General features: G+C 55.2%; 15 protein-coding genes and 2 pseudogenes. 16 read left to right on the top strand and 1 reads right to left on the bottom strand.

Translation table 11 applies throughout. The features are described 5' to 3' along the window. Positions 1 to 163: 163 nt before the first annotated feature. The 13 genes and pseudogenes from F1609_RS21730 (at position 164) to F1609_RS21670 (ending at position 10,669) form a co-directional block, all read left to right on the top strand. A complete protein-coding gene (locus F1609_RS21730; protein ID WP_167078789.1) occupies positions 164 to 1,186 on the top strand; it encodes a type VI secretion system tip protein TssI/VgrG in 1,023 nt (340 codons plus the stop codon). Between the two features lie 49 nt (positions 1,187 to 1,235). Continuing rightward, complete coding sequence (locus F1609_RS21725) at positions 1,236 to 1,763, top strand: hypothetical protein (RefSeq protein ID WP_167078744.1); 528 nt, start codon at positions 1,236 to 1,238, stop codon at positions 1,761 to 1,763. 499 nt (positions 1,764 to 2,262) lie between these two features. Next, entirely contained in the window at positions 2,263 to 2,739 is a 477-nt protein-coding gene (locus F1609_RS21720) for a hypothetical protein (RefSeq protein ID WP_167078743.1), read from the top strand. After that, the gene (locus tag F1609_RS21715; protein WP_167078742.1) at positions 2,739 to 3,302 is read left to right on the top strand and encodes a hypothetical protein; all 564 of its coding nucleotides are present in this window, start codon (positions 2,739 to 2,741) and stop codon (positions 3,300 to 3,302) included. The genes F1609_RS21720 and F1609_RS21715 overlap by 1 nt, the downstream gene beginning before the upstream one ends. Before the next feature lie 55 nt (positions 3,303 to 3,357). After that, positions 3,358 to 5,030, top strand: a pseudogene (locus tag F1609_RS21710) (type VI secretion system Vgr family protein). A gap of 451 nt (positions 5,031 to 5,481) precedes the next feature. After that, on the top strand, positions 5,482 to 5,970 hold the full coding sequence (locus F1609_RS21705; RefSeq protein ID WP_167078740.1) for a hypothetical protein: 489 nt from the start codon (positions 5,482 to 5,484) through the stop codon (positions 5,968 to 5,970). A 239-nt stretch (positions 5,971 to 6,209) separates the two neighbouring features. Further along, entirely contained in the window at positions 6,210 to 6,788 is a 579-nt protein-coding gene (locus F1609_RS21700; protein ID WP_167078739.1) for a hypothetical protein, read from the top strand. Between the two features lie 269 nt (positions 6,789 to 7,057). Continuing rightward, a complete protein-coding gene (locus F1609_RS21695) occupies positions 7,058 to 7,459 on the top strand; it encodes a hypothetical protein (RefSeq protein WP_167078738.1) in 402 nt (133 codons plus the stop codon). Positions 7,460 to 7,687: 228 nt separating this feature from the next. Further along, positions 7,688 to 7,915: pseudogene (locus F1609_RS21690) on the top strand (IS4/Tn5 family transposase DNA-binding protein); the annotation flags it as partial. 51 nt (positions 7,916 to 7,966) lie between these two features. After that, positions 7,967 to 8,539, top strand: coding sequence for a hypothetical protein (locus F1609_RS21685; protein WP_206752969.1), 573 nt, complete (start codon positions 7,967 to 7,969; stop codon positions 8,537 to 8,539). 115 nt (positions 8,540 to 8,654) lie between these two features. Beyond that, entirely contained in the window at positions 8,655 to 9,026 is a 372-nt protein-coding gene (locus tag F1609_RS21680; RefSeq protein ID WP_167078736.1) for a hypothetical protein, read from the top strand. Between the two features lie 430 nt (positions 9,027 to 9,456). Next, positions 9,457 to 10,029, top strand: a complete 573-nt coding sequence (locus tag F1609_RS21675) for a hypothetical protein (RefSeq protein ID WP_167078735.1) — start codon at positions 9,457 to 9,459, stop codon at positions 10,027 to 10,029. A gap of 49 nt (positions 10,030 to 10,078) precedes the next feature. Beyond that, positions 10,079 to 10,669 carry a hypothetical protein gene (locus tag F1609_RS21670; protein WP_167078734.1) on the top strand — a complete coding sequence of 197 codons (591 nt, stop codon included), beginning with the start codon at positions 10,079 to 10,081 and terminating at the stop codon, positions 10,667 to 10,669. A 41-nt stretch (positions 10,670 to 10,710) separates the two neighbouring features. On the opposite strand, the gene F1609_RS21665 is transcribed toward F1609_RS21670, so the two are convergent. Next, positions 10,711 to 11,235, bottom strand: coding sequence for a pyridoxamine 5'-phosphate oxidase family protein (locus F1609_RS21665; protein WP_167078733.1), 525 nt, complete (start codon positions 11,233 to 11,235; stop codon positions 10,711 to 10,713). Between the two features lie 166 nt (positions 11,236 to 11,401). Here F1609_RS21665 and F1609_RS21660 point away from each other — a divergent pair, with 166 nt between their 5' ends. The 3 genes from F1609_RS21660 to F1609_RS21650 all read left to right on the top strand — a co-directional run bounded on the left by F1609_RS21660 (position 11,402) and on the right by F1609_RS21650 (position 15,208). Continuing rightward, positions 11,402 to 12,094, top strand: a complete 693-nt coding sequence (locus F1609_RS21660) for a CPBP family intramembrane glutamic endopeptidase (protein WP_167078732.1) — start codon at positions 11,402 to 11,404, stop codon at positions 12,092 to 12,094. Between the two features lie 137 nt (positions 12,095 to 12,231). Further along, positions 12,232 to 13,206: a GTP 3',8-cyclase MoaA gene (gene moaA / locus F1609_RS21655; RefSeq protein ID WP_167078731.1), complete on the top strand. Its 975-nt coding sequence runs from the start codon at positions 12,232 to 12,234 to the stop codon at positions 13,204 to 13,206. 73 nt (positions 13,207 to 13,279) lie between these two features. Further along, positions 13,280 to 15,208, top strand: a complete 1,929-nt coding sequence (locus tag F1609_RS21650) for a type IV pili methyl-accepting chemotaxis transducer N-terminal domain-containing protein (RefSeq protein WP_167078730.1) — start codon at positions 13,280 to 13,282, stop codon at positions 15,206 to 15,208. Positions 15,209 to 15,227 lie beyond the last annotated feature (19 nt).

Genomic DNA, 15,227 nt, shown 5'->3' with positions numbered 1-15,227 from the left:
CGCAATGAAAAACGTGTCTACTGGTGCGCAGTATTCATAATGGTTACCTTGATAGGTGGAGCATTTTTGAAGCCTCTATTTGACTGACTCGAATTTTTTTTGGGTGCGGTATTTTGGATATCTCCAACAACATAGCGACAAATATTAAAATCGACGTGATTGCATAGCTCAGAGAAAACACCGTCGGTGTGACAAGATCTACAAGGGCGACCACGACGGCCTGGCGACGTACGAGTTCCGCACCAGTAAGAGCTATCCGCCGCAAAACTACATCGTCCAGTACGACGAGACCGACGAGCACTTCACGTGCCGCCTGATGGAAAAGTACGGCCTGTTCTATTACTTCGAGCACAGCGCCGGCAGCCACATCATGGTCATCAGCGACGACTCCTGCAACGCGGGCTTCTGCCCGCCGCAGAAAGGGCACGCCACAGTCAAGTTCAACGGCGGCAACCGGGTTCAAAAGGAAGATGCGGTCACCGCGTTCACGGCCGAGCGCATGGTGCAGTCGACCAAGATGGCCTTGAACACGTTTAACTTCAAGGAACCGAACACGATCCAGCTGGTCGAGCAGCCGACCGTGGCCGTGCAGGGCGACGTGCCGAAGATGGAAGTGTACGACGGCAACCCCGCGTTCTTCTTCAAGAACAAGGGCGAAGGCAAGGCGGAAGCCAAGCAGCGCCTGGAAGTGCTGGAATGGCAGGCCAAGATTTTCACCGGCACCTCCGACTGCCACGGCCTGGCGTCGGGCCATACCTTCAAGCTGACGGACCACCATTGGTTCGAGCAGGGCGGCGACAACGACTTCCTGGCGATATCGGTGCAGTACAGCGCACGCAACAACTATTTTGAACGCGGCGCCAGCGATGTGTACCGCAACAGCTTCAGCGCGATCCGCCGCAAGATTCCGTATCGTCCGCGCCAGGCGCACCTGCGCCCCAACATGCCGGGTCCGCAGACGGCCACCGTGGTCGGCCCGAAAGGGACCGAGATCCACACCGACAAGTTCGGTCGCATCAAGGTGCAGTTCCACTGGGACCGCTACGGCCGCCGCGACGAACTGAGCTCGTGCTGGATCCGCGTGTCGCAACCGTGGGCCGGCAAGAACTGGGGCACTATTACTTCCAAAATTGGTCAGATCCCATCCGAGCGCAGTTTTTGGAATTTATGTCATCTAAAGGGGTGAGCATCAATTACAATCCTGGCATGTGATTTTTGTAGGACTAGGAGTTTTTATGCTAATTAGTAAAAAAAGCATCAGCGAGATGTTGAGAGTAAATTCAAAAATAGTGTGGGATCACTATGCCAAGGACGGCGCTACGTTTAAGTGGGTTCCCCTTCTGACGCTGGCGGGATTTTCTGGAAATTCGCTTGGGCTGGCAGATGATGGGTCCTGGGTTTATGGAACCAGTAAAGGAATTAGGAGGTTAGATTCTGTTGATAATTGTTTTTTCATTTTACCGGCGTTGGTTTATGAGCGAAAGGAGTTTATTGTTGAGTTGCAGCGTTCATTTGATCGGGTTGGTGTTCAAAATGTGTTAATTAAAACATTCCCTTTTGATTCGATGATATTATCCGCTATTCAAGATGGTGCCCAATTTCTGAACGACGCCATGAGATGGATTGATGGTGGCTATCCTATGAGTGATGGGATTTGTTCGGCGTTATTGGCGAGAAATCTGAATTTTTCGTGCATAAAGAAGTACGAAGAAGATAGAATAAAAAGTATTCTAGACGTTGGAAAGTTGCTGACTGCCCCGTAAAATGTTCGAAACGGCATTTATGGATCTCGTTTGACGCCAGTTTTTTGACGTCAAACGGGGCAAATAGCACAACTCAAGCACTTAGACAATTCGGCATGGCAAGACCTGCGTTGCCTCGCACCGAAGGGTTGGACTCAACTTCAACAACTGCGGAGCTGCTATTCCTGGTCGGGAAGGAGTGATCTTGCAACAGCGCACTGTGCCCTACGCTGATATTTGGCAAATGTCCGAGAAGTCTGGCGTGGAAGGCATATATCCCTTCTCACGGACTCATGCGCGACGATATTGTCGAAAATTATATCAAGGCGATGAAGGACACCATATTTAGGACTTGGTAAACCGACAGCGTTTCAAAGCGAGTGGAAAATATGCAGTTGGTGATCGCCGAATGGACGAAGGCGGGCAAACTACCTCGCCTCACAGTCGTCGCTGACAGCGATTAATTCCCAGTCGGAAGCTGACTAATGCGAACGGTCAATTCGAACCTGACCGATGGCGTATGGTAATTCGCGCCGATCTATCCGAAGGAAACTCCGTATCCAAAGAGAACGCGATGGCGTTTCCCGGTACGCTATTTCACGAGACTCGTCATTCCGAGCAGAGATTTAATGTGCTACGCTACGTAGAGCCGAACGGTTGGCGTTTTCCGGGAGTTAATGCGCCTAAGCACGCAGTGGATTTAGCACGAACGAGTCCGCCGAACTCTGATTCCGCAGCTAGAATCCAAGCCAAGATGATGAATGAGTCTGTATATGGAACTGGACGGGCACGGCGCGCTCAAGTGATGGCTATGATGGATCAAACCGGTAGTGCCTCCAACCAGGCTGTACCGAGCCACGGTGTCGAGTCGCCACAAGCCGAAGCTGCGTGGTTTGAGCATTCCCCTTGGTATGACGCTTACCGTGAACTTCCGGAAGAAGCGGATGCTTTTAAGGCAGGTACCAAAGTCGGATTGATGTGGAAGGAATCAAATTGATGAGTATTCCAGAGAACGTGCGAACCGCCCTAGTTGTCTCGCTTAGCTTGATGGCCGTCTGCTACGCCGGTAGCAGCAGCAGTGCGCAACCGGTGCCCGCAGCATCCGCGAAGACGACTAACAGAGAAAATATGAACACTCCGCTCGCTTGTATGCAAAAAATGACTGACGGCTTTCTGACTTCCGGAACGTCAGTTGATGAGTTTACGCGCCGATGGCAGGGCAAAGGCGGGCGGCAGTATCAGCAAAATGGGCGCGATTTTAAAAACATAAATCCATGTCCTGAATTTTTTGTTAATGTCTTGTATTTTGTGCCGTTTGCCACGGCTGACGATGCATCGTTGGAGTTTCAACTCCGTGAAGATGCAAATTTGCAATTGAGCGACTTAAATGCTAATTTCGGAAGAAATCGTCGGTCAGTCGATGTGCCTAAAGCGGAGTACTTCCGTATATCAAGGGCGAACAACCAATTTGATGCCACAATCATTGCGTATTTCCAAGAAGATCAACCGGTTTCCCATAGCAAGCCCGTTATACTCGTCTTCCAAAAAGAAGCACGATAATTGCCCAAGTGCCGGTATGCGGGCAACATGTTCTCAAAAAGGTATTTTATAGTGCATGATACCGTTCGGCTTCAGCCATTCGGATAGCAGCTTCGCGTTCTATCACGCCGAAATCGTGCCGTGGCTGACGTACGTGAAGCGCCGCGTCAACTCGCGCATTTTCCAGGATCTGAACGTGCTGGGCGTGCTCGACAAGATCTACGAGGGGGCGACCACGGTGGCCTGGCCACCTACGAGTTTCGCACCAGCAAGAGCTATCCGCCGCAGAACTACATCGTGCAGTACGACGAGACCGACGAGCACTTCACGTGCCGCCTGATGGAAAAGTACGGCCTGTTCTATTACTTCGAGCACAGCGCCGGCAGCCACATCATGGTCATCAGCGACGACTCCTGCAACGCGGGCTTCTGCCCGCCGCAGAAAGGGCACGCCACAGTCAAGTTCAACGGCGGCAACCGGGTTCAAAAGGAAGATGCGGTCACCGCGTTCACGGCCGAGCGCATGGTGCAGTCGACCAAGATGGCCTTGAACACGTTTAACTTCAAGGAACCGAACACGATCCAGCTGGTCGAGCAGCCGACCGTGGCCGTGCAGGGCGACGTGCCGAAGATGGAAGTGTACGACGGCAACCCCGCGTTCTTCTTCAAGAACAAGGGCGAAGGCAAGGCGGAAGCCAAGCAGCGCCTGGAAGTGCTGGAATGGCAGGCGAAGATTTTCACCGGCACCTCCGACTGCCGCGGCTTCGCCTCGGGCCACACCTTCAAGCTGCTGGACCACCATTGGTTCGAGCAGGGCGGCGACAATGACTTCCTGGTGCTGTCGGTGCAGTACAGCGCGCGCAACAACTATTTTGAACGCGGCGCCAGCGACGTGTACCGCAACAGCTTCAGCGCGATCCGCCGCAAGATTCCGTATCGTCCGCGCCAGTCGCACCTGCGTCCCAACATGCCGGGTCCGCAGACGGCCACCGTGGTCGGCCCGAAAGGGACCGAGATCCACACCGACAAGTTCGGGCGCATCAAGGTGCAGTTCCACTGGGACCGCTACGGCCGCCGCGACGAACTGAGCTCGTGCTGGATCCGCGTGTCGCAACCGTGGGCCGGCAAGAACTGGGGCACGATTTCGATTCCGCGCATCGGGCAGGAAGTGATCATCGATTACCTCGAAGGCGATCCGGACCGTCCGATCTGCACCGGCCGCGTGTACAACGACGACCAGCCGGTGCCGTACGACCTGCCGGCCGGCGCGCACATGATGGGCTTCAAGAGCCGTTCCACGCCGGGTGGGGGTGGGCACTGCGGGATGGTGTTCCACGACCAGAAGGGCAAGGAGCTGATCAATATCCATTCGCAGAAGGATATGGTCACGACCGTACTGAACAACCAGGACACCCTTGTTCACGGTCCGCACCAGGCCGATACGGTGAGCAAGGGTTTCCACGTCACCAAGGTCAAGAAGCATATCGAGACGACGGCGGAAACGGCGCACATTCACGATACGGCCAAGACCAATATCGAGGCCACAGCGCAGACCGAGCACGTGCATGTGACGGGCCACACCAATGTGGAGCTGACGGCCGAGACCGAGCACATTCATCTGACCGCGAAAACCGATATCACCTTGCAGGTTGGCAGCAGCAAGATCGAGATGAAAGCGGACGGCACGATCACCATCAGTGGTGTGAATGTGAACGTGATCGGTAGCGCCAGGATCGATCTGAACAGCTGATCGATGCCTTTAGCCAGCCCGGCGCAGGTGGCGCGGGCTGGTTGGGCGGTGCTGTGCGCGCCGCCACCATTCCCTGACATGTCACCGCCGCGAGCGCTCTCGTGCGCGCGGCATGGCAAGTCACGATCAAGCCCAACATGAAAGAACCGTCAAGCATGCCATACCGAGTACGTCCCACGGGACAGCTATATAAATACGCTGAACAAGGACGCAGGAGTAAAATATTTTGGCACTTGTGCTGAAATGCAGAGTTATACTCAGTTTACAAATAGTGTTGGTAAAGCGCCAACTGGTAGATATACCGGCGCTGGTCACGTAGGTGTTCGAATGGGTGTGAGTTCGGTTACTTCAGTTCCGGCCTGCCCAAGTTGTTCATGCGTGAGTGGTAAGTTGGGTATTGGACGTATTAACTGTAAAGGGAAAAGTGGCTCCTCCAGGTGAAAGATAATTGATGAGCATTCAAGATCTTAGTAAAGAGAAGAATTATTTCATTGAGCTTACAGCTAACCTAGATATTTTTTCAAATCGCAAAAATAACTTTTTTAAGGAATATCATATTTACTTAAATAGTGCGTTGCGGCTTGTTGAGAGTAAATTCCCTCCAGAAGCGTACGAATGGATTGGTGTTGCCGCCGCGTGCGTAGACGGATCTGCTACAGTAGACGAAGTGAAAGATACACAAAATGACATTTATGTGTACCGAAAGAACATTTTGGGTTTAAATGAGATTTCTATTGAGCCAAGTAGTGAGCTTGACGCACTGACCCTACTTTTTCTGTTTTGTGTTGAGCATGCTGATGATGAATATGGAATTAATTGCTCCATCAAAAGCAGCGTGATCCAAGCCATTGACGAATTTTCCACGATTTTTATTGAAGCTTTCGAGAATGGGGAGAATTTAGTATTGCAACTTCATCGCGCATTTGGTATGCCGGAGTAATTGGCGGCATCTCGACGAAAACAGAATGATCGGTGTGGAGTTTCGGAGGAAATTGACGAAGAGGTACAAGATCCCACGCGTCCCGACACCTTTATTTGTGGTGGAGCTGTCAGCACTAATGCCGTTGATTTATTTTTGGTGATAATCTAAGTAATCGCTAGAGTTTTCTTATCAAATTGCAATTTATAACGATCAGGATGGTCGCACAGATGATGGCGGATAGATAAAATATACAAACAATGAAAATTGACATATTTGGATGGATTAATACTGGCGAATTGGCGGGAATAGTTCCTGGAGATCAAAAAGATACGATTCGAAAAAAGTGGGGAGATCCTATGGGCTGGGCTAGTACATCCGACTCTGCAGAAATTCAAGATTGCATGAATGCAGATATTTGGAGTCATGGTGTCTGGACCACATTTTACGAGGGAAACATCTTAGATGGAATTTCCTGTTGCTTTGAAAACTTGGATCAAGTTGGATGGCACTTCGATGTGAGTGAAATTGATCCCTTACTCTTCCGAAACGTTGGCGAGACCGAGAAAATTCTTACGCAACAGGATATTCAATATATTATTGTGCCGAAAACTTTCCATCTTCAAAATTCAAATACAGGTGAAGTGGTTGAGCGCAAAAGACGGCTAGCCGCGCCAGTGATAATGGCAGGGAAGAAACTCACGACACGGATAATATTTACTCCTGGAGGTGGGGTTGGTTTGATTACCAATCCCGTCGGCCTCAGGCGGCAAGTTGTCGGATTTTCCAGATTGGACTCGGACAACTACGTGTTTATCCCTGAGCGAAGAGGATCTTGACAGCTGGCCGAGCAAGTGAAACGCATTAAGCGTGAGCTAAACAAGGATAAGAACCCAGTCGCGATTGAAATGGAAGGTGGAGAACTCATGATGATCTCAGGAGGCCAGCTCATAAGAATGTTGACACACCACATACTAAGTACAGTTACCCGCACACGTCCCCGATGGCAAATTTTCCGGAACAAGGATCGAACGGCAGTTGATCCGATTGCGCAGGAAAACCTCGACTTTATAATCAGGCATCTGGAACGGTTTTAACAGGCGTTGAAATGGAATTGAACAGCAATTTTACCAATCAGGATTTTTCAAACATGGGATGGAACAATAGCCGTCTCTATTCCATGTCGTTTCCGGATGAGGAATGGCAGCTAGGCTTTGATATCGACTACATATTTGAGTCATCAGAAGCTGGGTTCCTGGTGGCGCCATGTCATCTGCAGTTTGCTAATGTTCACAGCCTTAAGATCGATGCGGATTTTGCAATGGATATGTTGATTTTTATTAGTGAAATTCGCCGCTCATGTCCTGAAAAATCACCAAACGGCGAGGTCGAGATGTGGGATTTTGAAATCGAATGCGACAACGCGACTTTTACGTTCACCGCCAGCGGTTACCAGATGACAGTAGGAAAATCTCCGACGCTTTCTGAGACTTTCGATATTGGAAGGTAAGAGCGCCGGCGCGGGGGCAGGTCCGATGAAAGTCTCAGATGGCTGGTAAAATGAATAGGTCGATCACCGGGCACCCGCTGGCCGGGCAGGCAGCGATGGACTTCGGGCATATCGTTATACACAACTGCGCAAACGTCGGAAGAAACTGTTTACTTTCAATGCCTTGCCAGCACGGCTTGTAAACGTCGGGAAAATCGCGTTGAGTCTCGTCTTTTGAGCGGACGCGTGATGAAAGTAGCACAGCAGTGGACAAAGCAGGAATTTGCGGCACTCGACCTTGGCGATGTGCGTCTTGACAAGAGAGCGAAAAAATTGATGGAACGACTTGCAGCCAAACCGACGGCCAGCATGTCGGAAGCATGCGACACCTGGAGCGAGACCTGCGCTGCCTATCGATTTTTGCGCAACTCGGACGTTGCTTGGGAAAGCATCCTGCCACCACATTGGGCGCGCACTCACTGTTGAACAGTACGTCCCCGAATCGGATAACGTCTTTGAAAAGAGGTAATGGTGCTTAAAATGATTGCCTTGGCGGCTTCCTTGCTTGCCGCGACTCCTGCGTCGGCCGGGAGCGACTTGGCGTTCCCGCTTATCGAGAGAAAGAGAGTGGCGATCGGGGGGGATGAGTTCGAGTTTGGTTTGTATGACGCAAATGACAAATCGGTCACAAATTTCGTCTATGCTGTATATCGGGATAAGTTTCTTATTAAAATAGGCGTCCTGGACGGGGCTGCGGCTTCTGTCGTGCCGGCTGGAAAATTCCAAATACCACCGACGCTCGTCGGCATACAATTCATCCAGGGCGGCCACCAGCGTACGTTGATGTATTTCTCTCTTAATACTAATGAAGTCAGGGAAATCGGATCAATTGGCACTAATTCCGCCTGCATATTTCAACGTCCAGGCAAGAACGGTTTGTTGGAATCCGTCGACGAGGATCGTGGAAAACTGACACTCACAAGGTATAAGGTGGAGTCGTCCAGAATTCGTAAGGTTGGATCAACTAAAGTGACGGATTCGCAAACCGCCATCCTCGATAATTTATGTAAAAAATATAACCTGCTGCCGGTAGAAGAATAGGTATCGCCATTCAAGTTGTTTTATCTCTGATTCTGGTATGTGACGATTCTTTCCGATCGCAGGAAATGGCATGGTAAATGGAAATGCAGAACCAGGTATTTGCTACGGAAAGACTATGAAATCAACGTTAGTTCGAATGGCGGGTATTGCGATGGCGATCTTCCTGCTCGGTTTCGTGTGGTCCATCCGATTCCTTCCGGCGTGGGATGTGTCTGCCGAAGTTTCGGCCTTTGATATCGGTATTTTCGCCTCGGCCATCTCGATATTTTTTCAATCCATGCCTGGCCTGGTATATTATAATTTCATATTCCTGCAGGAGCAAAAGGATTGGCGCGATTTTTGGTCAGGCGATGTCCTGGAGTATTTTCATAGACCCGATGATCGGCGCGAGGTATGGATGTTGGCCAGAGGGAAATTCATTTTGTATTTCCTGAGTTCTGTGCTGAGCTTAGGATTACTGATTGCGTATATCAAAATTCGTCACTAAGATGAACCATGCTCAAGCCCAACGGACTGAGGCCGACTGGCCTTGTTGAGGTGACGTGTGTTTGTGCATGTTGATATCCCGCTCATTTCGCGGAGAGCCTCGTCACTGGAATGGGTAAATCATTGCCTCACGCCTGTTCGCTGAACGTATTCGCATTTGCGAAACAATGAGGGTCAAATCTAATGACGTATGCGTACGCGCGTGTGGACGAGGATCTTCTGGATGCAGATGATGATCAGTTGCGCCGCTGTTAATCTAAGTAAGTGCGCATAAATTCTTGCGATTTCTTAGTCGGCAACAAAATATAGAATGTCTTTGCACCTGGCCACGCAGTTCATAATGAAAATCCGTCGGATCTTTCTTAAAAAATCGTTTATTTAGTTTCATTATGGTGAACATCGGGTCGATTTGATTAATAGGAAAGTTTAATATGGTTACAAACCTGTTCTATGTTTTTCAACCGACTGTCGCGTTGACGGATGCAATGATGGTTGCCGAAGAAAAATATACGGCTGAGGTGTCGGTCTGGACGACCAAGTTTCATGACCGAGTTGGGCAAGAGCACAGTCAGGAGCGCATCGAATCATCGTTCTGGACCGTATTTTTGAGTAAGCTCGTCGCTGAGGCACCCGAGCCAGTTTTGCTCTTGCAGTTAAGAGAGAAGATACTGAACCTGGGCTTTGACGGATGCTGGTCAGTTGTTTGCACAGGATCTGGTGGGCCGGCCAGCGAGTTGATTGACGACGCGGCCGATCTGGCTTGGCAAATGAGGATGGATATGACTGAATCACAGTGCTTGCTGCTGGCAGAGCAATTTTTGCGTTCTCGTGGTATTGGATATTTGCCTTCTGGGAGAATCGGTCGCAAAGAGGGAAATCGCATGGAAGCCATATTCGACATTCGAGCGTCAATCGATCCAGCGGTAGCGGTTTGTGACCCTCCCAATGTGCGGGTGTGGGTGATGCCGTCCGAAAGTTTTGTCGAACTGATCCATGAAATGTAGTCGCGCGATGCCGGCGCGGGGAAGATGCAAAATGTGCCGAAAACGTGGCATGCAGAACGCCTCCGCGCAGCAAAGCGCCTGCTGCCGGGCAGCCCGGAAAACCCTTGCACTGCAAATGGGCTTAATGCCTGGGCAATTCTTATCAACAAATCCTTATCAGGGGAAGCGGATGCGGGTTGAAGATGAAAGACAGTGTGGCAAGGCGCTGCCCGCAGCGGCCGAGCGCAACTATCCGGCCACACTCGCGGCGTATGCGGTCGCGGTTATTGCCGGCTTTGTCACAATGACGTCTGCGTTCGCCCTGCAGCCGTCGTCCGATGTGTACGTCCACCTGGACAACGCGACTGGGGAAATGTTGAGTGTCTGCGATGCCGATGGCACCCGGTGTAAACCGTTGGCGCCCGGTGCAACCGCGATGAACGGCTATGCCACCGGGCGTCCAAACGTGGCGTTTATCGGTCAATGGATTCCCAGTTACGCGGTCCGGGTGTGTGGCAGAGTCATGCCGCTACAAACGCTGATCACTGAACCGGCGATCAGCGAAGATTGGAACTCGCTGACCTTTCACCTGACTATGTCACGAAAAAACTATGAGCGCGAATGCGGGCAGATGGAGCCGAAACGCGCCGCCCGGCGTTGAAATCGCCCGCACCGCCGGGCCGATAGCGCTGCCACACTGCCTTACATCGCGATTTTGCCTTCGATCGAATCATCCAGCGTTTTGCCGATCACCGCGCCGACCAGCATTTTCACGCCGGCCACGGCTTTACCGTGCTTGTTATCCCAGTAGTAGCCCTGACCTGGCGTGATCTTGATCGCGGTAATGCGCGGATCGTCCTCGCCTTCGGTGAACCAGGTTTTCAGGATGAAGTTCCACAGTTCCTTGATCTTGGCTTTGTCGCGCGTGATGGTGGCCATGCCATCGAGTACCAGAAATTCGGAATTGGTCGAACCCTGGAAATACAGTTTGACCGCCGGATTGGCCACGATTTCCTGATTCTTGTGGCTGTCGTCGGCGCTCAGAAACCACAGGTTGCCTTGTTCATCCACCTGGCGCACGCTCATCGGCCTGGCGCTGCCTTCGTGCTGAGTGCAGAAGAAACAGGTTTCGGCGCTGTCGACCAGGTCTTTCAGTTTATCGAGCGCTTCCTTGCCGCCCAGGTCCTTGTAGTTATCTTCCGGCTGGTTCTTGTTAATCGAGTCCATGTCGTTCTCCGTGGTGGTGTCATTTGTCCGTGCCCGCAGTGCGGAGCAGCCAGACCCGATGGTACGGAACAAGCGCCCTAACGTATGTGGCATACCTAACCTAGCGGCGACCCCGTTGCCGCTTTTGCAATGTAGAATCCCGTTCACCTTCTTCGGAGAAAACCCCATGCGACTCGATTGGCTCTTCGGTCTGTGCCTGTTCCTGGTTGTTCCCGCATATCACTTGTGGAGCGCACTGCGACAGAGGGCGGCGCCGCCGGGCCGCATCACGCGCTACTGGTCGATGATCGGGACCATGGCAATGTTGTTGCTGCTCCTGCTGGCCCATGCGTGGCAGCGGGGGCAGGGCATCGAGATGCTCGGCCTGCGCTTCGACCTGCCGTCCACCCAGCGCTACCAGCTCGCGGCCGCCATCGTCATCGTCGCGCTCTGGCACCTGGTCATGCATGGCGCCATGCGCATGCTCGGCGCCGACGCCGGGGGCGCGCAGGCCTTCGACAAAATCGCCAGTAACCAGTTGATGCCGCGCACAGGTGCCGAGGCGCGTGTGTTCGTCCTGTTTGTGATCGTGATCGGACTCGGCAGCGACCTGCTGTATCGGGGTTTTCTGATCAACACGCTGGCGCCCATGACCGGCGCGGTCGCGGCGATCCTGCTGGCGTCGCTGGCCGATGCAATGACGTACGGCTACGACAAGCCGCGCGACATTCCCGGCAACTTTTCCCTTGCGCTGGTGCTGGGAAGCGCTTTTTATCTGTCCGGGAGCCTGCTGTGGATTATCGTGCTGCATCTTGGCCTGGGGCTGTCCACCGCCCGCATCGCCTGGCAGGCCATGCACCGGGACGGCGGGCCCGGGTAATCGGCCGCCATCAAGCGGGCGCGGCAAGCCGCCCCCTCTAGTCCTTTATGACTAGTCCCGCTAGCCCGTCGTGGGCACATTCAAACCGCGCCCGGCCCGCTACAATCGGCCTGTCATCAATCTTCAGGAGCAGGGCCATGTTGCGCGACCGGTATGGGCGATCCATCGAATACCTGCGCCTGTCGGTGACGGACCGTTGCGACTTGCGCTGCAGCTATTGCATCCCCAAAGGCTTCAAGGGCTTCGAGGAACCGCAGCACTGGCTCAGCTTCGACGAAATCGAACGCCTGGTCGCCGCCTTCGGCCGCCTCGGCACGCGCCGCCTGCGCCTGACCGGCGGCGAGCCGCTGCTGCGCCGCAATTTGTCGGAGCTGGCCGGGCGCCTCTCCAGCCTGCCCGGCATCGACGACCTGTCGCTCTCGACCAACGCCACCCGCCTGGCGCACCACGCAGCCGACCTGCGCGCGGCCGGCGTTTCGCGCATCAACGTCAGTCTCGATTCGCTCGACCGCGCCTGCATGCAGCAGATCACCGGGCGCGACAGCCTCGGCATGATCCTCGACGGCATCATGGCCGGCAAGGCGGCCGGCTTCGATCCGATCAAGATCAACATGGTGGCCCTGCGCGGCGTCAACGAGCACCAGATCGACGCCATGGTCGCCTTTTGCATCGAGCACCAGTTCGTGCTGCGCCTGATCGAAGCGATGCCCATGGGCGCCACCGGGCGCGACGCCACCTGGCTCGACCTGGGGCCGGTCGAACGCCACCTGCGCCGCCATTTCGGCCTGATCCACCAGCCGGCCACGCTCGGCGGCGGGCCGGCGCGCTACCTGGCCACCCCGGACGGACGCACCAGCGTCGGCTTTATCACCCCGATGTCGCAGCATTTCTGCGCCGACTGCAACCGGGTGCGCCTGGCGGTCGACGGCACCCTGTACCTGTGCCTCGGCCAGGAAGACAAGGTCGAGTTGCGCCCCTTGCTGCGCGGCGGCGCCAGCGATGCCGAGCTGGAACAGGCGATCCGCGCCGCCATCGAACTCAAACCCGAAAAGCACGAATTCCGCGAGCAGCCGGGCAAGATCATCCGCTTCATGTCGCAAACCGGCGGATGAGCGGCAACGCGGCGGTGACGGCGGTTACGATCAGCAACGCGGCAGCGTATCATGGCGACAGCAAGGAGACCGCATGCCCCTCAACACCCTGATTCCCTCGCGCCAAAAGCTCTCCGCCAAGATCGTCGGTGCATTGCTCGGCTTTCTCGCGCTGGCCCTGTGCGCCATCGGCGTGACCCTGTACCTGTCCTGGCAACTCGAAGGCAGCGCCGCCGCCATCAACGATACCGGCAGCCTGCGCATGAGCAGCTACCGGCTGGCGATCCTGCTGGCCCAGCCCGATGCGGTCCCGGCCATCCGCCAGGCTGCGGCCGGCCGCCAGATGACGCAGATCGACGCCACCCTGGCGCAATTGCACCAGGGCGACCCGCAGCGCCCGCTGTTCCTGCCACCGACCCGCGCCATCCTCGGCGAGTTCGATCACATCGAGTCCGAATGGCGGCGCGAACTGCGTCCGGCCGCCAAACTGCTGGCCGGCGGGCAGGGCGCGGACGCGTTGCGCAATTACCTGGCGCACACCGACCGCTTTGTCGAGCGCGTCAACGCGCTGGTCCAGCTGATCGAGCGCGACAGCGAAACCCGCACCTTCTGGCTGCGCGCCTCGCAGCTGGCCCTGCTGGCCCTGGCCCTGGTCGGCACCGTCAGCCTGATCTACCTCATGTTCAGCCTGATCATCGAACCGGTCACGCGCCTGCACGACGGCTTGCACCGCATGAAGGACAAGGATTTCGAAGTGCGCCTGGCGGTCGACAGCGGCGACGAATTCGGCCAGCTGGCGCAAGGCTTCAACCAGATGGCCGACCGCCTGCAGGCGCTGTACGGCAATCTGGAGAGCCTGGTGCACACCAAGACCGCCGCCCTGGAACACAACAACCGCGAACTGGCCTTGCTGTACGACAGCGCCGCCTTCCTGCAGCGTCCGCAGCCGGTCGAACCGCTGTGCGAGGGCTTCTTGCAGCGCATCAGCGACTACTTCCAGGCCGACGGCGGCTCGGTGCGCGTGCTCGACGCCGGCCGCGACAACCTGCACATGGTGGTCCACCACGGCTTGTCGAAGCGCCTGGTCGAGCGCGAGCACTGCATCAAGGTCGGCGACTGCCTGTGCGGCGAAGCGGTCCAGAAAAAGGTCACCGTCATCCACGATCTGCGCAAGCTCGACAAAGGCTACGAGCTCGAATGCCACCGCGAAGGCTTCTCCACCGTCTCGGTATTCCACATGTATGCGCACCAGCAGCACCTGGGGTTCTTCAACCTGCATTTCCGCGCGCCGCGCGAACTCGACGCGCGCGAGCAGGGCTTGCTCGAAACGCTCGGCCAGCTGCTCGGCACCGCCATCGAAAACCTGCGCCTGGGCGAGCGCGAACGCGAAATGGCGGTCTCGGAAGAGCGCAACCTGGTGGCCCAGGGCTTGCACGACAGCATTGCCCAGGGTCTCAACTTCCTCAATCTGCAAGTCCAGATGCTGGACCAGTCCGTGCGCGACGGCAAGCTGGACGACGTGGCCGAGATCGTCCCGGCCCTGCGCGCCGGCGTGCAGGAAAGCTACGAAGACGTGCGCGAACTGCTGCACAACTTCCGCAGCCGCCTGGCCGAGGGCAACCTGATCGCCGCGCTGGAAACCACGGTCGACAAATTCCGGCGCCAGACCGGCATCGCTGCCGAGCTGGTGGCCGATGTCGACGGCGCCCCCTTCCCGCGCGAACAGCAACTGCAACTGCTGTTCATCGTGCAGGAAGCGCTGTCGAACGTGCGCAAGCATGCCGGCGCCAGCCGCGTCACGGTGCGCCTGCAAGACAGCCACGATTTTTTACTCAGCATCGAAGACAACGGCGCCGGTTTCGATCCGGCCCTGCTGGAAGGGCGCGGCGACAGCCACGTCGGCATCCACATCATGCGCGAGCGGGCCCAGCGCATCGAAGCGACGCTGGCGGTCAGCTCGACCCCCGGGGTCGGCACCAACATCGCCCTGACCCTGCCGCAGGCGCACCGGCGCGCCGCTTGACCACCAAATGGAGAACCCC

Origin of the sequence: Massilia aquatica, assembly GCF_011682045.1 — a bacterium.
GTDB lineage: Bacteria > Pseudomonadota > Gammaproteobacteria > Burkholderiales > Burkholderiaceae_D > Telluria_A > Telluria_A aquatica.
The sequence above is the reverse complement of the archived record's forward strand: the minus strand, read 5'-3'. Positions and strand labels throughout refer to the sequence as shown.